The organism is Rhodospirillales bacterium, from assembly GCA_016699855.1.
GTDB lineage: Bacteria > Pseudomonadota > Alphaproteobacteria > Reyranellales > Reyranellaceae.
On sequence record CP064988.1, the window covers coordinates 3706654 to 3729999 of the forward strand.

22 protein-coding genes are annotated in these 23346 nt (G+C 70.9%); 11 read left to right on the forward strand and 11 right to left on the reverse strand.

The window, feature by feature from the left end; all coding sequences use genetic code 11:
- Positions 1-74: 74 nt before the first annotated feature.
- Together IPK81_17480 and IPK81_17485 are read right to left on the reverse strand one after the other, a co-directional pair.
- Complete coding sequence (locus IPK81_17480; GenBank protein QQS11358.1) at positions 75-1184, reverse strand: mandelate racemase; 1110 nt, start codon at positions 1182-1184, stop codon at positions 75-77.
- Positions 1185-1206: 22 nt separating this feature from the next.
- Positions 1207-2187, reverse strand: coding sequence for a tripartite tricarboxylate transporter substrate binding protein (locus IPK81_17485; GenBank protein ID QQS11359.1), 981 nt, complete (start codon positions 2185-2187; stop codon positions 1207-1209).
- A 174-nt stretch (positions 2188-2361) separates the two neighbouring features.
- Between IPK81_17485 and IPK81_17490 the strand changes: the two genes are divergently transcribed.
- The 5 genes from IPK81_17490 (at position 2362) to IPK81_17510 (ending at position 7023) form a co-directional block, all read left to right on the forward strand.
- Positions 2362-3501 (forward strand): mandelate racemase/muconate lactonizing enzyme family protein, encoded by a 1140-nt coding sequence (locus tag IPK81_17490; protein ID QQS11360.1) that lies wholly within the window; start codon positions 2362-2364, stop codon positions 3499-3501.
- A 21-nt stretch (positions 3502-3522) separates the two neighbouring features.
- Positions 3523-4692 (forward strand): mandelate racemase/muconate lactonizing enzyme family protein, encoded by a 1170-nt coding sequence (locus IPK81_17495; GenBank protein QQS11361.1) that lies wholly within the window; start codon positions 3523-3525, stop codon positions 4690-4692.
- 22 nt (positions 4693-4714) lie between these two features.
- Complete coding sequence (locus IPK81_17500; GenBank protein ID QQS11362.1) at positions 4715-5110, forward strand: VOC family protein; 396 nt, start codon at positions 4715-4717, stop codon at positions 5108-5110.
- A 103-nt stretch (positions 5111-5213) separates the two neighbouring features.
- A complete protein-coding gene (locus IPK81_17505; GenBank protein ID QQS11363.1) occupies positions 5214-6179 on the forward strand; it encodes a tripartite tricarboxylate transporter substrate binding protein in 966 nt (321 codons plus the stop codon).
- A gap of 28 nt (positions 6180-6207) precedes the next feature.
- Entirely contained in the window at positions 6208-7023 is an 816-nt protein-coding gene (locus IPK81_17510) for an enoyl-CoA hydratase (GenBank protein ID QQS11364.1), read from the forward strand.
- Positions 7024-7206: 183 nt separating this feature from the next.
- On the opposite strand, the gene IPK81_17515 is transcribed toward IPK81_17510, so the two are convergent.
- The gene (locus tag IPK81_17515) at positions 7207-8403 is read right to left on the reverse strand and encodes an acyl-CoA dehydrogenase family protein (GenBank protein ID QQS11365.1); all 1197 of its coding nucleotides are present in this window, start codon (positions 8401-8403) and stop codon (positions 7207-7209) included.
- Positions 8404-8647: 244 nt separating this feature from the next.
- Here IPK81_17515 and IPK81_17520 point away from each other — a divergent pair, with 244 nt between their 5' ends.
- The 4 genes from IPK81_17520 (at position 8648) to IPK81_17535 (ending at position 13190) form a co-directional block, all read left to right on the forward strand.
- Positions 8648-9844 carry an LLM class flavin-dependent oxidoreductase gene (locus IPK81_17520; protein ID QQS11366.1) on the forward strand — a complete coding sequence of 399 codons (1197 nt, stop codon included), beginning with the start codon at positions 8648-8650 and terminating at the stop codon, positions 9842-9844.
- Positions 9845-9882: 38 nt separating this feature from the next.
- Positions 9883-11058: a thiolase domain-containing protein gene (locus tag IPK81_17525; protein QQS11367.1), complete on the forward strand. Its 1176-nt coding sequence runs from the start codon at positions 9883-9885 to the stop codon at positions 11056-11058.
- 5 nt (positions 11059-11063) lie between these two features.
- Positions 11064-11456 (forward strand): Zn-ribbon domain-containing OB-fold protein, encoded by a 393-nt coding sequence (locus IPK81_17530; GenBank protein ID QQS11368.1) that lies wholly within the window; start codon positions 11064-11066, stop codon positions 11454-11456.
- A 135-nt stretch (positions 11457-11591) separates the two neighbouring features.
- Positions 11592-13190, forward strand: coding sequence for a hypothetical protein (locus IPK81_17535; protein ID QQS11369.1), 1599 nt, complete (start codon positions 11592-11594; stop codon positions 13188-13190).
- 19 nt (positions 13191-13209) lie between these two features.
- Here the strand turns inward: IPK81_17535 and IPK81_17540 are convergent, their stop codons facing one another.
- From IPK81_17540 to IPK81_17550, 3 genes are read right to left on the reverse strand one after another with little or no spacing between them, the layout of a single operon-like run.
- A complete protein-coding gene (locus tag IPK81_17540; protein QQS11370.1) occupies positions 13210-14340 on the reverse strand; it encodes an LLM class flavin-dependent oxidoreductase in 1131 nt (376 codons plus the stop codon).
- 34 nt (positions 14341-14374) lie between these two features.
- Positions 14375-15529, reverse strand: a complete 1155-nt coding sequence (locus IPK81_17545) for an NADH:flavin oxidoreductase/NADH oxidase (protein ID QQS11371.1) — start codon at positions 15527-15529, stop codon at positions 14375-14377.
- Positions 15530-15554: 25 nt separating this feature from the next.
- The gene (locus IPK81_17550) at positions 15555-16340 is read right to left on the reverse strand and encodes an enoyl-CoA hydratase/isomerase family protein (protein QQS11372.1); all 786 of its coding nucleotides are present in this window, start codon (positions 16338-16340) and stop codon (positions 15555-15557) included.
- A gap of 123 nt (positions 16341-16463) precedes the next feature.
- On the opposite strand from IPK81_17550, the gene gndA reads away from it, so the two are divergent.
- Positions 16464-17888, forward strand: a complete 1425-nt coding sequence (gndA, locus tag IPK81_17555; protein ID QQS11373.1) for an NADP-dependent phosphogluconate dehydrogenase — start codon at positions 16464-16466, stop codon at positions 17886-17888.
- Positions 17885-18391, forward strand: coding sequence for a gluconokinase (locus IPK81_17560; GenBank protein QQS15161.1), 507 nt, complete (start codon positions 17885-17887; stop codon positions 18389-18391). Before gndA ends, IPK81_17560 begins: the two co-directional genes overlap by 4 nt.
- A gap of 176 nt (positions 18392-18567) precedes the next feature.
- Here IPK81_17560 and IPK81_17565 read toward each other — a convergent pair whose 3' ends face one another.
- From IPK81_17565 to IPK81_17585, 5 genes are all read right to left on the reverse strand, one after another.
- Entirely contained in the window at positions 18568-19137 is a 570-nt protein-coding gene (locus tag IPK81_17565; protein QQS11374.1) for an NUDIX hydrolase, read from the reverse strand.
- 67 nt (positions 19138-19204) lie between these two features.
- Positions 19205-20404: a phosphoglycerate kinase gene (locus IPK81_17570; protein QQS11375.1), complete on the reverse strand. Its 1200-nt coding sequence runs from the start codon at positions 20402-20404 to the stop codon at positions 19205-19207.
- Positions 20405-20483: 79 nt separating this feature from the next.
- A complete protein-coding gene (locus IPK81_17575) occupies positions 20484-20771 on the reverse strand; it encodes a sulfurtransferase TusA family protein (GenBank protein ID QQS11376.1) in 288 nt (95 codons plus the stop codon).
- Positions 20768-22048: an ArgE/DapE family deacylase gene (locus IPK81_17580; protein ID QQS11377.1), complete on the reverse strand. Its 1281-nt coding sequence runs from the start codon at positions 22046-22048 to the stop codon at positions 20768-20770. Before IPK81_17580 ends, IPK81_17575 begins: the two co-directional genes overlap by 4 nt.
- A gap of 112 nt (positions 22049-22160) precedes the next feature.
- Positions 22161-23291 (reverse strand): TAXI family TRAP transporter solute-binding subunit, encoded by a 1131-nt coding sequence (locus tag IPK81_17585; protein ID QQS11378.1) that lies wholly within the window; start codon positions 23289-23291, stop codon positions 22161-22163.
- Between the last annotated feature and the right edge of the window lie 55 nt (positions 23292-23346).

Consider the following 23346-nt stretch of genomic DNA (forward strand, 5'->3'; position numbering starts at 1 on the left):
TGCGCACGGCGGCGGCCCCGCCGGCCATCGACGCCGGCAGGCTCACGCCGCCACCCGCGGAGCGGCGCGCGGCGTCACGACAGGACCGCGACCTTCTTGCGCTCGATCAGGGCGAAATCGATCTCGGCGCCCAGGCCGGGTCCGTCGGGGACCTCGACCATGCCGTCGCGGCCGACGACGATATCCTTCGCCAGTCCGTATTTCTGCGCCCCGTCGGGCAGCAGCACCTCGAAGAACTCGGTGTTCCGGATCGAGGCGATGACGTGCAGGTTGGCGACGTTGTTGAGCGAGTTGCCGCCGTGGTGGAGCTCGTAGTTCATGCGGAAGGCCTCGGCGAGATGCGCGGTCTTCACCAGGGTGGTGATGCCGCCCTTCACCGCCACGTCGCCGCGCAGGAAGTCGGTCGCCTGCAGCATGATCCACGGCGCGTAGCCGTCGTAGCCCGTGACGGGATACTCCGTCGCCATCACCGGGATCGACAGCTTCTGCTTGAGCTTGACGTAGTTGTAGATGTCCTGGTCGGCGAGCGGATCCTCGTACCAGTAGAAGCCCAGCGCCTCGGCGGCCTTGCCGACGCGGACGGCGGCCGGGAAGTCGTAGCTCCAGGTCGAGTCGAGCATGATGGTGTAGTCGTCGCCGACGGCGTTGCGCACGGCCTCGCAGACCTTGATGTCCTCGCGCCAGCGCGTCGGCGGATGGATCTTGTAGGCGGCCCAGCCGGCGTCGCGGAACCGCACCGCCTCCTCGGCGTAGGCCTCGGGCGAGGGCAGCACGGCCGAGCTGGCGTAGGCCGGGAAGCGGGTGCGGTAGGTGCCGAGCAGCCGGTGGATCGGCTGGCCGTAGACCTTGCCGGCGAGGTCCCACAGCGCCACGTCGACGGCGCCGATGTTGCGCACGCCGGCCGAGCGCTGGCGCCGCCAGATGTCCTGGTTGAGCCGCTCGCGCTCCAGCGGATCGCGGCCCATCAGCACCGGCTTGAGGTGCGTGATCAGGCCCTTGGCGTCGACGCTGCCGGGGTTCATCGCCGAGCCGAGGAAGGCGTGGCCCTCGACGCCGGCGTCGGTGAGGATCCTCAACAGCCCGAGATCGCTCCTGCCGGAGAAGCGGCCCGTGTGGGCGCCGTAGGTCGTCGCGGGGATGTCGTCCCACGCGAACAGCGTCAGCGTGACGTCGGTGATCTTCATGGCGGGGCTCCCGGTGGCGGCGCTATTGCGGCGTGAGGCCGAGCTCGCGCACGGACTGGATCAGCAGCGGTCCCATCTCGCGCGAGAATTTCTCGAACTCGCGCCAGTCCTTGGCCGGCTCCTCGACGCCGAACTGGTCGTTGAGCTGGCGGATGCGCGGCGTGGCTCCGGCCTCGACCATCAGCGCCGACAGCCGCTCGACGATGGGACGCGGCGTCGCCGCCGGCAGCAGGCAGCCGACCACGCCCTCCAGCAGGAAGTAGGGGTGGGTGGCGCCCTGCTCGTGGAACGTGCCGACGTCCGGCAGCTTCGACGCCATGCGCTTCATCGTCGGCACGGCGATCGGCCGGATCTTGCCCTGGCGCCAGCCGGCCGAGGCCGCCTGGAAAGTGCCCATGCCGGCCTGGATCTGGCCGGCCCACAGATCGGGCCACATCGCGCCCTCGCCGCGGTAGTGGACCGGCTCCATGTTGAGACCGTAGACCTCGTTGAGCTTCACGCACACGACGTGGGCCAGCGAACCCGCGGCGTAGGTGCCGTAGCTGACCTTGCGGCCCTTGGCCCAGGCGACGAACTCCTGGAGGTTCTTCGCCGGGATGTCGGCGTGGATGTAGAGCGGCAGATGGCCGGCCGGCATCATCGCCACGGGCGCGAAGTCGCGCGCCGTGTCGTAGGGCAGCGACTTGAACGTCACCTGGTTCTGGAACAGCGCCGTGGAGTTGGTGAACAGCAGCGTGTATCCGTCCGGCGCCGACTTGGCGACGAACTCGCAGGCGAGGATCGAGGCGGCGCCGGTCTTGTTCTCGACCGTGAAGGGCTGGCCCAGCTTCTCGGCGCAGTATTCGCCGTAGGCGCGCGCGAAGGCGTCGGTCGAGCCGCCCGGCGGATAGCCGCAGACGATCTTCACCGGCTTGGCCGGCCACGCCTGTGCGCGGGCCGCGCCGGTGGCCGCCAGCGCCATCGCGCCGCCGAGGACGCCGCGTCGCGCGATTTGGCCTGTCATCGTGTTCCTCCCGTTCGTCCGCTTCCTTTGGCGCGAGGCTAGTGCGGCGGAGCGAACCGCCGCAAGGCGCCGCCGCGCGTGGCGGCACGCCGCCGACGCATGGCGGCGCCGCCGGCTTGCCGGCGTTTCGCGCGGCGTGCGAAGGTCGGCGGCCGCGCGGGAGGCGGCGCGACGATGAAGATAACCGACGTCACCTGCCACATCCTCCAGAGCAAGGTCGAGAAGCCCTTCGTGTCGGCGCGCGGCTGGGTCTACGGCACCCGCGCCTCGTGCGTGGTCGAGATCTCGACCGACGAGGGCGTCACCGGCTGGGGCGAGTGCTACGGGCCCGCCGCCGTCGCCAAGGCGGTGATCGAGACGCAGTACCGCGCCCGCGTGGTCGGCCGCGACCCGTTCGACACCGAGGCGATCTGGGAGGACCTCTACAACCGGATCAAGGACTACGGCACGACGGGGATGACGATCTCCGCGATCTCCGGCATCGACATCGCGCTGTGGGACATCTGCGGCCGCGCCGTCGGCAAACCGGTGCACAAGCTGATCGGCGGCGCCTACCGGACCGAGGTCGTGCCCTACGCCACCGGGCTCTATTTCATCGACATGGACCGCCTCGTCGAGGAGGCCGTCGAGGAGGCGCTGGAGTTCAAGGCCGACGGATTCCGCGCCATCAAGATGAAGATCGGGCTGGGCGACCTGAAGCTCGACGCCGCCCGCGTCGGCGCGGTGCGCCGGGCGATCGGCCCCGACGTCAAGCTGGCGGTCGACGCCAACCACTGCTTCTCGGTGCCCAACGCGATCAAGCTCGGCCGCATGCTGGAGGAGCACGACATCCTGTGGTTCGAGGAGCCGATCAGCCCCGAGGACCACGACGGCTACGTCGAGGTGACGCGGGCGCTCGACATGGCGGTGGCCGGCGGCGAGAACGACTTCACGCGCTGGGGCTTCCGCGACGTGATCGCGCGCAAGGCGATGGACATCGTGCAGCCCGACCTGTGCGCCGCCGGCGGCTTCTCGGAGTGCCGCAAGATCGCCGCCCTGGCCTCCGCCTTCGGGGTCGAGTGCGTGCCCCACGCCTGGGGCTCGGCGATCGGCCTGGCGGCAACGGTGCAGTTCCTCGCCGCGCTGCCCGACCAGCCGCCGGCGTTCCGGCCGATGCCGCCGATGCTGGAGTTCGAGCAGACGCCCAATCCGCTGCGCGACCATCTCGCGACGGTGCCGATCGAGCAGAGGGGCGGCGTCGTGAAGGTGCCCGACGGGCCCGGCCTCGGCATCGAGATCGACCGCGCCGTGCTGGCGAAATACAAGGTCGCCTGAGCGCGCCGGGAGGGCCACGCCATGCGGATCAAGCGCGTAGACGGCACCTGGGTGCACGTGCCGATCCCCGCCGCCGGACAGCACGTCAGCAATTTCGGGCTCGTGTCGTCGTTCGACTCGGTGATCGTGCGGGTCGAGACCGATGGCGGGCTGGTCGGCTGGGGCGAGGCCAAGGCCGGCGTCGGCTCGGCGGCGTCGTGCGCGGGCCTCGCCGCCATCGTGAACCACGATCTGGCGCCGCTGCTGGTCGGGCAGGATCCGCGCGACATCTCGCGGCTGTGGGACGTCATGTACAACGCGCCGCGCGACGGCCACGCCATCGCCCGCGGCCACGGCATGCCGCAGCTGGGCCGCCGCGGCATCACCCTGTCGGCGATCGGCGGCGTCGACATCGCGCTGTGGGACATCCTCGGCAAGTCGCTCGACGCGCCGGTGTGGCGCCTGCTGGGCGGCCGCCGCGCCGAACGCATGCCGGCCTACGCCTCGGGCGGCTGGGCCGACGCCGACAACATCGGCGCCCAGCTCAAGGGCTACATCGCCAAGGGCGGCTTCGGCGCGGTGAAGATGCGCGTGGGCGTGATGGACGGCACGCCGGCGCGGTCGGCGGCGCGGGTGCGGGCGGCGCGCGCCGCGCTCGGCCCGGATGTCGGGCTGGCCTGCGACGCGCACGGCACCTTCACCGTAGCCGAGGCCAAGGCCTTCGCCCGCATGGTCGAGGACTGCGACCTGATGTGGTTCGAGGAGCCGGTGTCGGGCGACGACAAGGCCGGCATGGCCGAGGTCCGGCGTTCCTCGTCGGTGCCCATCAGCGCCGGCGAGAGCGAGTTCACGCGCCACGATTTCCGCGAGCTCGTGGAACTGCGCGCCGCCGACATCCTGCAGCCCGACCTCGCCATCGCCGGCGGCATCACCGAGGGCGTGCGCATCTCCGGCATCGCGTCGGCGTTCAACCTGCGGCTGGCGCCGCATCTGTGGTCGGGCGCGCCGGGCTTCGCCGCCGGGCTGGCGCTGGCCGCGACCTCGTCGGCCGGCTTCATCCTGGAGTACTCGCTGGGAAGCAATCCGATGCTGCAGGAACTGGCGCGCGAGGCGTTCCCGGTGGTCGACGGCATGGTCGAGGTGCCCGACCGGCCCGGCCTCGGGATCACGGTCGACGAGGCCTTCGTGCGCCGCCACGCGCGCGCGGCGTGACACCGGACAGGGGAGGGTGGCGATGACGGACAAGGCCGCGGACCCGCCGATGCTCACGGGCGCCGCGGCGGTGTTCGTCGTGCGCGACATCGCCGCCGCCCGCGACCACTACCGCGACGCGCTCGGCTTCGACATCACGTTCGAGTGGGGCGCGCCGCTGCGCTACGTCTGCCTGTGCCGCGACGAGGTGCAGCTGCATCTGCTGTCGGCGGCGGGGACGAGGCAGTCGCCTGGCCAGGGCGGCCTCTGCGTCTTCGTGCGCGACGTCGACGCCGTGCACGCCGGGCTCGCCGCCCGCGGCGCCCGCGTCGTCAAGCCGCCGGCGACCTACGACTACGGCATGCGCGACTTCGACGTGCTGGATCCCGACGGCAACCGCATCACCTTCGGGATGGCGGCCGCGCCCGCGGCGGGCTGAGCGTCCGGCGGGCCGATCGGCTATCGACGCCGGCCGCGGCTTGGCGCAATCTGCGCGCCGAAGGCCCGGGCACACGGGCTTCACACCGTTTCGGGAGGACACGATGCTCGATCGCAGGACGCTCATGGGAACCACGCTCGGCGCCGCCATCGCCGGGCCGGCCGCCGCGCAGACGCTGAAGCAGGACGCCCGCATCTTCTGCGGCTTCCCGCCGGGCGGCACCGCCGACCTGCTATGCCGGCTGCTGGCGGACGCCTCGGCCTCGCTGGTCGGCCAGAAGGTGATCGTCGAGACCAAGACCGGCGCCAGCGGCTTCATCGCCAACGAGACGGTCGCGAAGGCGGCCCCCGACGGCCACACGGTGCTGCTGGCGGCTATGGCGGCGTTCTGCGTTTCGCCGGTGATGCCCGGCCAGAAGCTGCCGATCGACGTCGACAAGGACCTCGTGCCGATCTGCAACATCGCGGGCGTCTACAACCAGCTCGTGGTCGGCAAGCACGTCACGCTGCGCACGGTGCCGGAGATCATCGACTACGCCAAGAAGAACCCCGGCAAGCTGAGCTACGCCTCGGCCGGCAACGGCACGTCGCAGCACCTCGCCGGCGAGCTGTTCAAGAAGATGGCCGGCGTCGACATCCTGCACGTGCCCTACCGCGGCGGCGCGCCGGCGGTGCAGGACATGGTCGCGGGCAACGTCCACATGATGTTCGGCAACATGCCGGAGTTCCTGGGCCAGCTTCAGGGCAAGAACCTGATCCCCGTCGCGTTCGGCGCGCCGCGCCCGTCGCCGCTCTATCCCGACCTGCCGACCATCTCCAAGACGCTGCCCGGCTACGAGGTGGTGAACTGGTTCGGCGTGTTCGGCCCGGCCGGCCTGTCGCCCGAGATGGTCGCGTTCTGGAACAAGGCGCTGACGGCGGCGGTGGCCAAGCCGGATATGCAGAAGCGCTTCGTCGAGAGCGGCATGGAGACGCTGACCGGTCCGACGGCGGAGCTGAAGGCGGCGATCGTCAAGGACCGCGCCAAATGGGCCGAGGTCATCAAATCGGCCGGCATGCGCGCGGACTGACCGCGCGGCCGGCGTAGGAGGGAACGACGTGAGCGAGGAACATCTCCAGGTCTCGATCGCCGACGGCGTCGCCGTCATGACGATGAACCGGCCCGACGTGCTCAACGCGCTGTCGCCGTCGATGATGGGCGCGATGGTCGAGACCGTGACGCGCTGCGCCGACGACGATTCCGTCGGCTGCATCGTGCTGACCGGCGCCGGCCGTGGCTTCTGTTCCGGCGGCGACGTGCGCGCGATGGCGACGCGCACCTCGGGCGACGCGTCGGCCGATCCGCGCGGCGCCACGCTGGAGGCCAAGGTCGAGAGCCTGCGACGGCGCATGGAGACCTCGCGCCTGCTGCACGAATCGCCCAAGCCGACCATCGCGATGATCAACGGCCCGGCCGCCGGCGCCGGCCTCAGCCTGGCGCTGGCCTGCGACATGCGCTTCATGGCGTCGGGCGCGCGGCTGTCGACGGCGTTCGCCAACGTTGGCTACTCCGGCGATTTCGGCGGCAGCTACTTCCTCAGCCATCTCGTCGGCACCGCCAAGGCGCGCGAGCTCTACTTCCTCGCCGACCGCATCGACTCGGCCGAGGCGCTGCGGCTGGGCATCGTCAACCGCGTGCACGCCGACGCCGAGCTGCGCGAGGAGACGATGGCGGTCGCCAAGCGCATCGCCAACGGCCCCAAGGTCGCCTACCGCTACATGAAGCGCAATTTCAACGCCGCCGAGCACGGCTCGCTGCGGGAGTGCTTCGACACCGAGGCGTTCGGCCACACCCGCACCGGCGAGACCGAGGACCACAAGGAGGCGTCCCGCGCCTTCGTCGAGAAGCGGACGCCTGTGTTCAAGGGGCGGTGACTAGGATCGCGCGGGCCACCGCTGCCCTCGATTCGCGTCGGTCATTCCGACACGTTTTGTCATCCCTGGCGCGGCGAGGGATCCAGGCGCCGCCCTTGGATCCCTCGCCGCGCTCGGGATGACGGTAGATGGGTCGGTCCTAAGCGGTCCGTGGGCGCGCCGGCATCCGCATTGCCCACGCGCTCACAACCCCAGCACCATCTTCGCCATGATGTTCTTCTGGATCTCGGTCGAGCCGCCGTAGATCGAGGCCTTGCGCCAGTTGTGGTAGGTCGGCGCGGCGGTGGCGGCGTATTCCGGCCCGATCGGCGGCTCGTTCCAGCCCTCGACCATCGCCTTCTGGATGAACGGCACCGAGTAGTAGCCGACCGCCTCCGACACCAGCTCGGTGATCGCCTGCTGCACGTCGACGCCCTTGACCTTCAGGATCGAGGCGTCGGCGCCGTGGCCGCCGCCGTCGCGCTCGCGCGCCAGCACCTCGAGCTCGAAATGCTCGACCGCGGTCAGCTCCAGCTCGACCTGCGCGATGCGCTCGGCGAAGCTGCGCTCCTCGATCAGCGGCCGTTCGCCCGTGGTCTCCAGCCGCGCGATCTCCTTGAGGCGGCGGATCTGGTTCTTGGAGCGGCCGATGGCGGCGATGCCGGCGCGCTCATGGCCGAGCAGGAACTTGGCGCAGGTCCAGCCCTTGTTCTCGGCCCCGACGAGGTTCTCCACCGGCACGCGCGCGTCGGTCAGGAACACCGAGTTCACGTCGCTGGTGCCGTCGAGCGTACGGATCGGTTGGACCTCGACCCCGGGCTGGCGCATGTCGATCAGCAGGAACGAAATGCCGTCCTGCGGCTTGGCCGCCGGATCGGTGCGCGCCAGGCAGAACATCAGGTTGGCGCAGTGCGCGAAGCTGGTCCAGGTCTTCTGGCCGTTGACGAGGTAGTGGTCGCCCTGGCGCTCGGCGCGCGTGCGCAGGCTCGCGAGGTCCGAGCCCGAGCCCGGCTCGGAATAGCCCTGGCACCACCAATCCTCGCCCGAGAGGATTCGCGGCAGGTAGCGCGCCTTCTGCGCCTCGGTGCCGAAGGTGTAGATCACCGGCCCGACCATCTGGATGCCGAACGGCATGATCCGGGGCGTGTCGGCGTAGGCCAGCTCCTCCTGGAAGATGTAGCGCTGCGTCGTGCTCCAGCCGGTGCCGCCGTGCTCGACCGGCCACGCCGGCGCGATCCAGCCGCGCTTGAACAGGATGCGGTGGAGCGTCAGGTAGTCCTCGCGCTCGAGCTGGAGATTGCGGCGCACCTTCTCGGTGAGCTGGCGCGGCAGGTTCTCGCGCAGGAAGGTCCGGACCTCGTCGCGGAACCGCAATTCCTCGGTGGTAAAGCTCAGGCGCATGGCCGCCTCCGTCGATGGCGCGCCCGGTCGCGCCGGGCCGCCGGCAAGATAGTGGAAGCGCCGCTTGGCGGCGACCCGCCGCGATCCGCCCGCTTTCGTTAGGCGAACGGCGGAACCGCCAGCGCATGGCCGGCGGCGGTCCGGCGCATGGGCCGGTCTATGGCCAAAGCCGGCGGCGGCGGGCTAACGTCCCGGCCGCTTCGCGAGACGATTTGGCGCGCCGACGGCCGCCGGGGGATTCGACATGGCCCACAAGGGATTGATCTTCGGCATCTTCCTCGCGCCGTTCCACCGCGTCGGCGACAACCCGACCCTGGCGATCGGCCGCGACATGGAGCTGATCCAGTGGCTGGACCATCTCGGCTATGACGAGGCCTGGGTGGGCGAGCACCACTCCGCCGGCTGGGAGCTGATCGCCTCGCCCGAGCTGATCATCGCCGCCGTCGCCGAGCGCACGAAGAACATCCGCCTCGGCTCCGGCGTGACCAGCCTGCCGTACCACCACCCGTTGATGGTCGCGAACCGCTTCGTGCAGCTCGACCACATGACGCGCGGCCGCGCCATGCTGGGATGCGGCCCGGGCGCGCTGGTGTCCGACGCCTACATGCTGGGCATCGAGCCGTCCGACCAGCGCCGCCGCATGGACGAATCGCTGGAGGCGATCACGCGGCTGCTGCGCTGCGAGGAGCCGGTCACGATGAAGACGGACTGGTTCGAGATGCGCGAGGCGCGCCTGCATCTGGCGCCCTACACGCATCCGCGCTTCAACATCGCGGTCGCCAGCACGCTGACGCCGGCGGGCATGCAGGCCGCGGGCAAGTACGGGCTGGGCGTGCTGTCGCTCGGCGCCGGCATCCCCGGCGGGCCCGACGCGCTGGCGGGCCAGTGGAAGATCGCCGAGGCCGAGGCCGCGAAGCACGGCCGCACGATGGACCGCAAGGACTGGCGCCTTGTCATCAACATGCACACCGCCGAGGACGACGAGCTGGCGCTGCGCGAGGTGCACGCCGGCGAGCGCATCGAGACCGTGACCTATTTCGAGGACACGCTGGGCCGCCCGCCGGGCCGCTCCGACGATCCGCTGCGCGAGGGCGTGGCGATGGGCACGACCCTGGTCGGCTCGCCCGACACGGTGGCGCGCGGAATCGAGAAGCTGATCGAGACCAGCAAGGGCGGCATCGGCGGCGTGATGTTCCGCGCCCACGAATGGGCCGACCGCGAGCAGACCATGCGCAGCTTCGAGCTGTTCGCGCGCTGGGTGATGCCGCGCTTCCAGGGCTCGCTCGACACCGTCGTCAACTCGCGCGAGTGGGCGAAGTCGAACCGCAGGACGATCTTCGGGCCCAACGTGGCGGCGATCCAGAAGGCGTACACCGACGCCGGCCGCGACGTGCCGGAGGAATTCCGCACGCGCCTCGCCGGCGCGCGCGACAAGGCCTGACCGGCCGCCCGCCAACGACACAGGGAGAAGACCGCGCCATGAGCATCAAGGGCAAGGCGTACATCGCGGGGATCTACGAGCATCCCACGCGGCTGGCGACCGACAAGTCGCTGGCCATGATCCACGCGGAGGTCGCCAAGGGCGCGCTGGAGGACGCGGGGCTGTCGAAGGACGACGTCGACGCCTATTTCTGCGCGGGCGACGCGCCGGGTCTCGGGCCGATGTCGATGGCCGACTACATGGGCCTGAAGCGGCTCAAGCACATCGACTCGACCGACGTCGGCGGCTCGTCCTACGTGCTCCATGTCGGCCACGCCGCCGAGGCGATCGCGCTGGGCAAGTGCAAGGTGGCGCTGATCACGCTGGCCGGCCGGCCGCGCGCCGAGGGCATGGCGACCGGCACCGTGCCGCGCAGCCGCGGCGGCACGCCGACGCCGGACGAGCCGTTCGAGTTCCCCTACGGCCCGACAGTGGTGAACATGTACGGCATGGCCGCGATGCGGCACATGCACGAGTACGGCACCACCAGCGAGCAGCTCGCCTGGATCAAGGTCGCCGCCTCGCACCACGCGCAGCACAACGAGCACGCCCTGCTGCGCGACGTCGTGACGGTCGAGCAGGTCGTCAACTCGCCGATCATCTCCGACCCGCTGCACCGCATGGATTGCTGCGTCATCACCGACGGCGGCGGCGCGATCCTCGTGGTCGCGCCGGAGATCGCCAAAAGCCTCAAACGGCCGAAGGTCAAGCTGATCGGCGCCGCCGAGACGACCAAGAACCAGATGGGCGGCGACGTCGATCTGACCTACTCCGGCGCGCGCGCGACCGGGCCGGCGTCGTTCGCCGAGGCCGGCGTGAAGCCCGGCGACATCAAGTACGCCTCGATCTACGACAGCTTCACCATCACGGTGCTGATGCAGCTCGAGGATCTCGGCTTCTGCGAGAAGGGCAAGGGCGGCGCCTTCGTGTCCGACGGCAACCTGATCTCGGGCGTCGGCAAGCTGCCGTTCAACACCGACGGCGGCGGGTTGTGCAGCAACCACCCCGGAAACCGCGGCGGCCTGACCAAGGTGCTGGAGGCGGTGCGCCAGGTGCGCGGCGAGGCGCATCCCAAGGTGCAGGTCAAGAACTGCGATCTCGCGCTCGCGCACGGCACCGGCGGATCGCTCGGCAGCCGCCACGGCAGCGCCACCGTCATCCTCGAGAGGGAGTAGGGACCATGGCCGAGAAGGAACGCAAGCTCCCCGCGCCCGTCGCCAGCCAGGAGACCGAGGCGTACTGGAACGCCGCCAGCGAGGGCAAGCTGCTGGTGAAGAAATGCGCGGCGTGCGGGAAGACGCACCACTATCCGCGCACGCTCTGCCCGCACTGCTTCAGCGACCGCACGGAGTGGACGACGGCGTCGGGCAAGGGCGTGATCTACTCCTACAGCGTCATGCGCCGCGCGCCGGTGCCCTACGCGCTGGCCTACGTCACGCTGGCCGAGGGCACGACGATGATGACCAACATCGTCGACTGCGATTTCGACAAGCTGAAGATCGGCCAGAGCGTGAAGGTCGTGTTCAAGCCGACCGAGGGCGGCCCGGCGCTGCCCTGCTTCACGCCGGCCTGACGGCGTCGATCCGGACCGGACAACGGCGGGACCTCCAAGGGTCCCGCCGTTTGCGTAGGTGGGAAATGGAGCGTGGACGGTACCCACATGTGGCGCTAGGATATTCGCACTGATGTGACAAATGGAGCCGCCGTCATGGCCGGTATGTCGCAGTTCCTGGTCCACGTCGATTTCGGCGCCGTGCGCGGCGACGTCGTTCTTGAGAAGGACGCGCAGGACTGGAAGGTCGTCTACGCCGGCCTCGACGACCGCAGGACGTGGACCCAGGGCAAGCTCGGATTCTGGGAATGGGACACCGGGCGCGACGCCTGCCTGCTGTTCGACGACCGCGCGAAGCGCAGCCCGGGCATCGGCGGCACGATCGCGACGTCGGTCGGACTGTCGGCCGGCAACAGCCCATACATCGCCGTCGGCCTGTTCGGCTTCAATCCGAAGGCCGCGACGTTCGGGTATTCCGGCGTGGCGGCGTGGGGTTCCGACTACGGCCGCGGCCTCGAGGGCGGCGCGCTGCGCGGCACGTGGGAGATCGTCGCCAAGCCCGAGGACATGGCGTTCGTCCGCGCCGAGCTCGAGAATCTGCACGCCGAGATCGAGCGCGAGTACCGGAACGCCGCGCTCGACGCCATCGGCATCGTTGATCCTACCCCGATCAGCGACCTGCTCGGGGCGGGCATGGCGATCGCGGCCGCCGACTACGTCGGCGCGTCGCTCAGCCTCGTCTCCGTCCTGCCGTATCTCGGCGATCTCGTCGGCAAGACGGCGAAGGCGACGCGGCTGGCGTTGAAGCTGAAGAACCTCTACCTCCGCCTGCGCCGGGTCATGAACATCCTGCAGGTGCTCGAGGAGCGCGCTGCCCGCGCCCGCAAGGCGGCACGCGCGGCGATGGAGCGGGCGGAGCGGTTGCGCGAAAAGGCGGTGCGCGAGGCGAGGGCCGCCCGCGCGCGCGCGGCGACGGCGTTCCGCGAGGCGATCAAGCGCAAATACGCGCATGTCGCGGCCAAGGCCGGCTGGAGCACCGAGGATCTGGCGCGGGCCTGCCACTGGTGCAAATTCACCGAGCCGCCGAAGATCGTCGTCGCGCGCAAACGCGGCAAGCTCGCCCTGAAGTACGAGGGCAAGGCGGGCTACGCGCCGAAGCCGATGGACGTGAAGCTCAAGAGCTCGAAGCGCCCGCCGAACGAGGGCCTCGTCGTCATGCCGACCGAGGCCGACCTCGCCGACATCGCCCGGCGCGAGGGTCCCGAGTCGGTGGCGAAGATGCGCAAGAACATCAAGGAGCTGCAGGAGAAGGGCTACACCTTCGACGCCAGCGGCGCGCTGCTCGATCCGCAGAAGCGCAAGATCTACTCCGACGTCGACTACATGGGCATCTACAACGTGCCCGCCGGGCGCCAGGCCTCGGCGTGGGGCGGAACGCTGATCGACAACGACGATCCGTTCTTCATCGACTGGATCAACAACCTGTTCCACGGCAAGGCCAAAGCCAAGCAGCACGGCAACCAGGACCGGCTGGACGTAAGTCTGTTCAGCAAGGACAAGCCGCGCGTCGCCGACGATTTCGCCAAGGACGTCAACACCTCGCCCGGCCGCCTGCCCGACGCCGACGAGCTGGTCGATCCCGAGGGCTTCCTCCTCATCGGACCCGACGGCATACCACGGACGTGCAGCTGGGCCGAGGTCAAGGATTGGTACCGGCGGTACGGGATTCCCGATCCCTACGCCGGGCACCACTAGGACGGCGCCCAGGCGTTCCTCAGTCCGCGAATTTCGGCATCACCTTCGTCGCCATCAGCTCCAGCGACTGCAGGATGTGGTCGCGGTCGTGGATGCCCTGCGGGATCAGAAGGACGCATTCGTCGAGCGGGATGCGCTTGGACACCTCGTCGAGACGTCGCGCGATGGTGTCGGGCGAGCCGACCAGCAGCTCGGGCACGCCCTGGCCGAACGGCGTCGCCCAGTTCTCCCAGAACCACATCATGTCCTTCAGCCACTCCTGGGCCTGCGCGTCGGTCGGCGCGCAGATGAACAACCCGCCCCACGCCGCCTGGTGGCCGTGCGGCACGGAGACGCCGTGCTTCTCCGCCTCCTGCGTGTAGGCCGAGCAGAGATGCGAGAAGAAATCGAGGTTGTCGGTCAGCACGATCGGCCGCCCGCCGTAGCGCGCCCAGAACGTCGCCGTGCGCAGCGAGGCGGCGAACCCGCCGTACAGCGGCGGATGCGGCGTCTGCAAGGGACGCGGCGCGATGCCGATCTCGTTGATCGACATGTCGGCCCCGACGCCTTTTCCGTAGGTGGTGTAGACGCCGTGCGGATGCGGATTGACCAGCCCCTCGGGCGGGAAGTTCCAGTATTTGCCGCGGTGGCTGAACGTCTCGCTGCGCAGCGCCTTGACCACCACGTCGACGAACTCGCCGAAATACTCGCGGTTGGCGGCGTCGGCCGGCGAGTCCTTGTTCCACGGACCGACCGCGTTGAGGTCGTCGCGGATCTTGAAGTTCTCGACCCACCGCGCCTGGTAGCCGCGCACCAGCCCGACGCCGAAGCGGCCGCCGAGCATGTGGTCCATCGTGGCGATGTCCTCGGCCACCCGCAGCGGGTTGTGCGTGGTCGACACGAAGCCGCAGGTGATCACGCGCAGCCGCTTGGTGTGGCGGCCGATCCACATGGCCATCAGCCGCGGATCGTTGGAGATCTCGAAGCCCTCGAGCTGGAGATGGTGCTCGGGATGGCCGAAGCCGAAATAGCCGGACTCGTCGGCGAAGCGGGCGTACTCCGCGATCTCCGCGAGCATGCGCTGGTACAGCGCCGGCTTCTGGCCGGCCATGCCGGCCTCCAGCTCGGCCCGCCGGCCGATCGTGCAGTACATGAACAGGCTGAATTTCATGGCGCGCTCCCCGCGGCGTCGTCGCCGGCCGTCGTCATTCCGCCGCCTTGGCGGCGGGCAAGGTCAGGGTCTTCGAACGCTTCTCCAGCCACCAGCCGATCTCCGGCGGCCACATCGCGAATTCAGGGTCGCAGCCCAGCGCCTGCGCGGCGTGCAGCGCCCAGAACGGATCGTGCAGCGCCTGGCGGCCGATGGCGACCAGATCCGCGTCGCCGGCCTGGAGGATCGCCTCGGCCTGCGGCCCGTCGAGGATCAGCCCCACCGCCATCGACGCCACGCCGGCGCGACGGCGCACCGCCGACGCGAACGGCACCTGGAAGCCCGGCCCGCGCGGAATCGGCGCCGCCGTCGCCGCGCCGGTGATGCCGCCCGACGAGCAGTCGACCACGTCGACGCCGCGCGCCTTCAGCTCTCCGGCCAGCGCCACGGTGTCGTCGAGGTCCCAGCCATCGGCGCCGTCGAGCGCCGAGACGCGGAAGAACAGCGGCTTGCCGGCCGGCCACGCCGCGCGCACCGCCCGCGCGATCTCCAACGCGAAACGCATGCGGCCGGCGCGGTCGCCGCCATAGGCGTCGGTGCGGGTGTTGCTGATCGGCGACAGGAAACTGGCGATCAGGTAGCCGTGCGCGCCGTGGATCTCGCAGACGTCGAAGCCGGCCCGGTCGGCGCGCTTGGCGGTCGTAGCGAACGCCTCGACCAGCCCGGCGATCTCCGCCGTCGAGAGCATGCGTGGCGCCGGCCAGCCCGGACCCATGGGGTCGGTGGTCGGCCCGGCCGTCTCCCACGGCGGGAAACCCTTGGCGGCGTCGGCGTCGCCCAGCGCTCCGTTGCCGTCCATGGCGCGCTGCGCGGAGCCCTTGCGGCCGGCATGGGCGATCTGGATCGCGGCCAGCGAACCCTGCCGGTGGATGAAGTCGACGACCGGTTTGAACGCCGCCACCTGCGCGTCGTTCCACAGCCCGAGATCGTGGTGGGTGACGCGGCCGCGCGGCTCGACCGCGGTGTTCTCGCAGAACACGGTGCCGGCGCGGCCGCGCGCGAAGGCGCCGAGATGCACGAGGTGGAAATCGTTCGCCAGCCCGTCGACCGCGCCGTACTGCACCATCGGCGAGATCACGACGCGGTTCGGCAGGACGACGCCGCGGATCGCCAGCGGCGTGAACAGCAGCGGACGGGGCCCAGTCGCCATCGGCGTCTCCGGCGGCGGCGCGCGGTCAGCGGCCGGTGAACACGGGCTTGCGCTTGGCCTCGAACGCCGCCAGCCCCTCGCGCATGTCGTGCGAATGGGCGTGCAGCGCGATCATCGCGGCCTCGTTGCGCAGCGCCACGTCGCGCGGCTGCTCCAGCCCGTCGTCGACCAGCGCCTTCATGCGCGCCAGCACGAGCGGGCTCTTGTCCGCCATCTTCGCGACCAGCGCGTCGGCCGCGGCGGCGAGTCCGCCGTCGGGCGCGACCTCGTTCACCAGTCCCCATTGCGCCAGGGTCGCGGCCGGCAGGAACTCGGCGGTGTAGAGCATCTGCTTGGCGCGGGTCGGGCCGATCTTGCGCGGCAGCCGCACCGAGCCGCCGCCGCCGGGCAGCAGGCCGAAATTGGCGTGCGCGTCGCCGAACTTCGCCGACGCCGCGGCCACCACGAGGTCGCAGGTCAGCACGATCTCCAGCCCGCCGGCCAGCGCCAGCCCGTTGACGGCCGCGATCACCGGCCGCCGGAAGCCCTCGATGCGGTTCAGCAGCGCCAGGAAATCGTCGATGAAGCCGCCGATGCCGGTGGCGTCGGCGTCGGTCGAGCTGCGCAGGTATTTCAGATCCGCGCCGGCGCAGAAGGCGCGGCCCGTGCCGGTGATCACGACGGCGCGCACCTCTGGATCGCGCTCGGCCGCGTCGAGCGCGCGGTCGAGGCCGGCGATCACGCCGGGGCTGATGGCGTTGAGCGCGTCGGGACGGTTCAACGTCGCCCACAGACCGGCGCCGCGGCGTTCGAACAGGACCTCGTCGGCCATCGCAATCTCCTCCGCGTCGCGGCGCGACGCCGGCCGATCCTAGACGGCGGATCGGGGCGGGGGCAAACCGCCGGCGCCGGCCTTTCGCCTTGACGCGCCGCGCCGCCGGTCTATGACGCCGGTATGACCACACGCACCTTCGGCTTGATCGGCCTCGGCGTCATGGGCGCCAACCTCGCGCTCAACCTCGCGGACCACGGCGTCACGCTGGTGTGCCACGACCCCGCGGTCGGCGCCGGCGGCAAGCTGGTGGCCGAGCTCGGCGACCGCGGCCGGTTGGTCGACGGCGCCGCCGCGATGGCCGCCGCGCTGCCGTCGCCGCGGATCGTGTTCCTGATGGTGCCGGCCGGCGCCGCCACCGACGCCGCGCTCGACGGACTGCTGCCGCATCTCGCGGCCGGCGACACGGTGATCGACGGCGGCAACGCCTTCTACAAGGACACCGCGCGGCGCCAGAACGCCTGCGCCGCCAGAGGCGTGCGCTTCCTCGGCTTCGGCGTGTCGGGCGGCGCCGAGGGCGCCCGCCGCGGCCCCGCGATCATGGCGGGCGGCGACGCCGCCGCGGTCGCCGAGGTGGCGCCGGTGTTCTCCGCCATCGCCGCCCGCGCGCCCGACGGATCGCCGTGCTTCGCGCGCGTCGGCGACGGCGCCGCCGGCCATTTCGTGAAGACCGTGCACAACGGCATCGAATACGCGCACATGCAGCTGATCTCGGAGGCGTGGCATCTGCTGCGCCGCACCGTCGGGCTGCCGCACGCCGACGTGCGCGCCATCTTCGCGCGCTGGGCGGCCGGGCCGTTGTCGTCGTTCCTGATGGACTGCGCCGTGCGTGTGCTCGACACCACCGACGGCGGCGCGCCGCTGATCGAGCGCATCGTCGACACCGCCGAGCAGAAGGGCACGGGACAGTGGACCGCCAACGCCGCGCTGGAGTACGGCGTCGCCGCGCCGACCCTGGCCGAGGCGGTGCACGCCCGCTGCCTGTCGGCGCTGAAGGAGGAGCGGGTCGCGGCCGAGGCGGCGCTGGGCCGCCCGACCATCGCCTTCGCCGGCGACACCGCGTCGCTGGTCGTGGCGCTGCAGAGCGCGCTGGAGGCGGCCAACATCACGGTGCTTGCGCAGGGCTTCGCGCTGCTGCGCGCCGCCGATTCGGAGCACCATTGGGGCGTCGATCCCGCCGTGGTCGCCGGCGTCTGGCGCGGCGGCTGCATCATCCGCTCGACTTTGCTGGAGCCGATCGCGGCGGCGTTCCGCGCCGATCCGGAACTGCCGAACCTGCTGCGCGACCCCGCGCTGTGGCGGCGCGTCGCGGCCGCCGACGCGGCGTGGCGGCAGGTCGTGGTCACGGCGGTCGCGCACGGCGCGCCGGTGCCGGGCTTCGCCTCGGCGCTGTCCTACGCCGACGCCTACCGGACGGGCCGGCTGTGGGCCGACATGATCGCGGCCCAGCGCGACGTGTTCGGCCAGCACGGCTTCGCGCGCTCCGACGCGGCCGGCCGCCACCACGCCGACTGGGCGCCGCTCGATCTCGCGCCGCGCGCCGGCTGAGCGCGATGCCCGTCGTCGTCGTCATGGGCGTGTCGGGCTGCGGCAAGACGACGGTCGGTCCGCTGCTGGCCGAGGCGCTGGGCGGCACGTATGTCGAGGGCGACTCGTTCCATCCCGCCGCCAACGTCGCGAAGATGAGCCGCGGCGAGCCGCTCGACGACGACGACCGGCGTCCGTGGCTGGAGGCGATGGCGGCGGCGATCGCGGACTGGTCGCGCGCCGGCCGCGACGTGGTGTTGTCCTGCTCCGCGTTGAAGCGGCGCTACCGCGACATCCTGCGGACCGGCGCCGCCGACCTGCGCTTCGCCTATCTCGCCGGCGACCGCGCCACGATCGCCATGCGGCTGGCGGCGCGGCGCGGCCATTTCATGCCGCCGACCCTGCTCGACAGCCAGTTCGCGGCGCTGGAACCGCCCGGTCCGGACGAGGCGCTGGTCGTGCCGGTCGACAGATCGCCGGCCGAGATCGCGGCGGTGATCGCGGCGCGCCTGCGCGGCGGCTGAGCGCTACGCGGTCGCCTCGTCTTCGATCATGCCGTCGCGCCGGCCATGCCGCCATCCCGCTCGCACTGTCACTCGACCCCGCTGTCATCGCGAGCGAAGCGAGGGATGACAGTGGAGGCGATGCGACGACGTTGCTATGGGCCCGGCGCGGACGGCGCGCGGGATGATAGCGCCGCTCAGCGCGGCGCGGCGCCGGGGTAGTCGACGGGGGTCGAGTAGGGCGCGAACACCGTCAGCGCGCGCGAGGCGTGCCAGTCGCGCAGCGCCCAGGTCACGGTCGGGAACGCCAGCTCGTTCCACGGAATCTCCTCCCAGCGGAACAGCCCGACCTCGGTGCTCTCCTCGCCGGGCGCGACGTCGGGAGACAGGAGGCGGGCGCGGTACATGATCTGCACCTGGCCTATGCGCGGGATGGAGTACATCGCCAGCAGCGCGTCGATCTCGATGCGCGCGCAGGCCTCCTCCATCGCCTCGCGCGCCGCGCCCTGCTCGGTCGACTCCTTCATCTCCATGAAGCCGGCGGGCAGCGTCCAGTAGCCCTTGCGCGGATGGATCGCGCGCTTGGCGAGGAGGATGCGGTCCTCCCACAGCGCCACCGACCCGACCACGATCTTGGGGTTCTCGAAGGCGATGTAGCCGCAATCGTCGCAGATCAGGCGCTCGTGGGTGTCGCCGTCGGGCACGCGGCGCCGGAAATTGGCGTCCGGCGCCCACGGGAATCTCTGCCTGTCCGGCGTGTCGGCCATCGCGGTCGTCCTCCGGGGCCGACGATACGTGTCCGGCCCGGCGCCGTCGAGGCCGCGCGCGCCGCCGCTACGCGGCGCGGATCAGGGCGGCGACGCCGGGCAGCTCCTTGCCCTCGAGCCATTCGAGGAACGCGCCGCCGGCGGTCGAGACGTAGCTGAAGCGCTGGTCGACGCCGGCGTGCGCCAGCGCCGCCACGGTGTCGCCGCCGCCCGCGACCGACAGCAGCTTGCCGACGGCGGTCAGCTCCGCGGCCGCGCGCGCGACGGCGACGGTGCCGGCGTCGAACGGCGGGATCTCGAACGCGCCCAGCGGGCCGTTCCACACCAGCGTGGCGCACTCCGCCAGCGCCGCGTTCAGCGCGGCGATCGACGCCGGCCCGATGTCGAGGATCATCTGGTCGACAGGGACGGCGCGGATGTCGACGATCCGGCTGGCGGCGCCGGCCTTGAACTCGGCGGCGACGGCGGCGTCGACCGGCAGCAGCACGCGGCACTTCGCGGCCTCGGCCTTGGCGAGGATGTCGCGCGCGGTGGCCGCGAGGTCCTTCTCGCACAGCGACCTGCCGACCTCGACGCCCTGCGCGAACAGGAAGGTGTTGGCCATGCCGCCGCCGATGATCAGGCGGTCGACCTTGGCGACGAGGTTGCCCAGCAGCTCCAGCTTGCTCGAGACCTTGGCGCCGCCGACCAGCGCGGCCACGGGGCGCTTCGGCGTGCCCAGCGCCTTCTCCAGCGCCAACAGCTCGGCCTGCATCAACCGGCCGGCCACCGCCGGCAGGCGGTGCGCGATGCCCTCGGTCGAGGCATGGGCGCGATGCGCGCAGGAGAAAGCGTCGTTGACGTAGAGGTCGCCCAGGGTCGAGAGCTGGTCGACGAACGCCGCCTCGTTCTTCTCCTCGGCCTTGTGGAAGCGCAAATTCTCCAGCAGCACGACATCGCCCGGCTTCAGCGCGGCGACCGCGTTGCGCGCCGGCTCGCCGACGCAGTCCGTCGCGAACGCGACCGGCCGCTTCAGCGCCTCCGCGAGCGGCGCCACCAGCGCGGCCAGTGACATCTCCGGCACGGGTTTGCCGCCGGGGCGTCCGAAGTGGCTGATCACCACGACCCTGGCGCCGCGCTCCGCCAGCTCGGCGATGGTCGGCGCGACGCGCGCGATGCGGGTGGCGTCGGTGACCCGGCCATCCTCCATCGGCACGTTGAGATCGACGCGCACCAGCACGCGCTTGCCCGCCACGTCGGCGCCGTCGAGGGTGTTGAACTTGGTCATCTGTGTTCCGTCGGAAATCCACCGACGCCCGCTCTAGCGGCGCGCCGACCGGGGCGCAAGTGCGTCGCGACCGGCCACCTCACTCCGCCTTCTTGCGGATGGTGAACACGTAGGCGGCGCCGTCGCGCGTCGACGACACCAGTCCGTGGCCGGTCTGCCGGCAGTAGGACGGGAAATCGGCCTCGGCCGCGGGATCGGTGGCGATCACGCGCAGCGTGTCGCCGCCATTCAGCCCGCGCAGCGCGCGGTTGGCGCGCAGCACCGGCATCGGGCACAGCAGGCCGGAGGCGTCGAGCGTCGCCGTCGCATCGCCGCCGGCCGCGTTGCCGGCCGCCGCCGCCTTGGTCCGCTCATCGTCGCCGCTCATGCCTTCTCCAGCCCGCACCAGTCGGCGATGAACAGCGCCGTGGCCTGGCAGATCTTGCGCACCGATTCGAGGTTCACACGCTCGTCGAAGCCGTGGATGTCGTCGGAGTCCGGCCCGTAGACCAGCGCCGGCATGCCGGCGTAGAGGCCGAAGAAGCGGTTGTCGGCGGTGCCGGTCGAGGTGCGGTCCTCCAGCTTCGTCCCGAACACCGCGCGATGCGCGCCGTCCAGCACCGACATGACGTGCTCGTGGTTCTTGAGCACGAACGGCTCGGCCTGGAAACCCTCCCAGGTGACGGTCGGCGGCGCGTTGGCGAGGAACGGATCGGCCCGCGCGGCCTCGCGCACGCAGGCCTCGATCTCCGACCGCGCGCGCTCCAGGGTCATCGACGGCAGCACGCCGGCGCGCATGTCGAACTCGCACCACGCCGGCACCGAGCTGGCCCAGTCGCCGCCGGCGATCTTGCCGACGTTGAAATTGACGGGGTGGTGGTGGTCGTGGAAATGCGCGTCGTCGGTCTTGCGCGCGTTCCACGCGGCCTCGAGTCCGCGCAGCGCCTTGATCAGCCCGAACGCCGCCTCGATCGCGTTCGATCCGGCGTCGGCCTTGTAGACGTGCACGGGATGGCCGGTGACGCGCACCGTGAACCACATCACGCCGACCTGGGCGCTGGTGACCACGCCGCCCGACGGCTCGGGGATCAGCGCCGCGTCGGCGCGGTAGCCGCGCTGCAGGCAGGCCAGCGCGCCGTTGCCGGTGCACTCCTCCTCGACCACGGACTGCATGTAGACGTCGCCCGCCGGGCGCCAGCCCAGCCGCCGCAGCGCGATCAGCGCGAAATGGTTCAGCACGAGCCCGGCCTTCATGTCGCCCGAGCCGCGGCCGTAGAGCCAGCCGTCCTTGATCCGCGGCTCGAACGGCGGCGCCGTCCACATCTCGTGCGGTCCCTCCGGCACCACGTCGATGTGGCCGTTGAGGATCAGCGAGCGGCCCTTGGGATTGTTCGGCCGCCACGCGCCGACCACGTTCCAGGCGTCGTCGTAGTCCTGGTGCTTGGGCGAGAAGCCGGGCAGGTGGCGGATGTCGTCGAGCCGGATGCGCCAGCGGTCGACCGACAGCGCCTCCTCCTTGAACAGCCGCGCCATCATGTCCTGCGCCGGCGCCTCGCGGTACCGCGTCGAGGGGATCTTGACGAGGTCGGCCAGCACCGCCGTCTGGTGGGCGAAGGTCGCGTCGACCGCGTCCATGATCTTGGTCGTCGTCTCGGTGTCGGGCATGCGCCGCGTCGCCTCCTGCGGTGAATGCGCCACACTAGAGTGTATTCGACGCGCTTGGGAACGCCGGCGCGGCGGCGACCGCCGCCGGCCGGTCGTCGGGGCCGCAGCCGGGTCAGGCGTCGGTCGGCGGCAAGCCCATGGTCTTGACCCGGTACTCCTCCCAGTGCTTCACCCACGCCTCGTCGCCCTGGCCCTTAAAGGTCTTGCGCGCCGCGTCCCACCCGGCCTGCACCTTCTTGAGGCGCGCGAGCCGCTGGTCCTGCCAGGCCTGGTGCTCGGCGGTCCAGATGCCCTTCTCCTTGAGGTAGCGTATGGCGCCGTCGTGCCACGGCGCGTCGGCGGGCGGTTTGCCGGCGATCTTCGGCGCCCAGTTGGCGGCGCTTCCGGTGATCCCGCGGATCAGGTCCATCGAGTCGTCGACGACCTTGACGATCGAGTAGACCTCGTCGGCGTTCGTGTTCGAGTAGGTCGCGATGATCGGGTAGCGGTATCCGACGAGGTCGACCGCCTTGTCCTTGGGGATGCCGGCGCCGACCGTCTCGCGGTAGGGCTCGAAGAAATCCGCGACCTTGCGGATCCGGTCCCATCCCGCCTTGTCCGACGGCGGGAAGGGCGGATAGACGAGTCCGCGCGGGCTGGCCTCGATCTCGCGCATGTTCGCCGACGTCGTCACGCTCGAGAACGAGTCGAGCTGGTTGTTGATGACCGCCGTCTTCATCGCGTTGTAGCTGCCGAACCACACGACCTGCACGTCCGCGCGCGTCAGGCCGGCGAACGCGAGGTAGGCGTCCGTCTTGACGTTGACCGACGGGTTCCCCTTCACGTACCCGATGCGCTTGCCCTTCAGGTCCTTCACCTCTTTGACGCCGATGTCGGCGGCCGTCGCCATGGCGTTGCTGGCCGGGCGGGCGAGGACGACGCGGACGTCCTGGGGTCCCCACGCCGGCACCGCGAAATCGAAGGTGCCCTCCGCCGCGAAGTAAAGCTCGTTGGCGAGGAAGCCGTAGTTGGCCTTGCCCTGCTTCAGCGGCAGCAGCCGCCCGATCGAGGTCCCCGAGGGCACGATGCGCACGCGCATCTGCTGCTTCTTCATGATGGCGTCGGCGATACCCGACGCCTCGGCGTAGCCCGACGACCCCAGGTCGTAGGCCGTCCAGATCGAGGTCTCCGGCAGTTTGGCCTGGGCGGCCCCGCCCAGCATCATCGCGGCCGATCCGGCCAGCGCGTCGCGTCGCTTGATCATTGGCGTCACTCCCGTTTCGTTGGTTGGTTGATGGTTGGACGGGAGATTGGCAAGC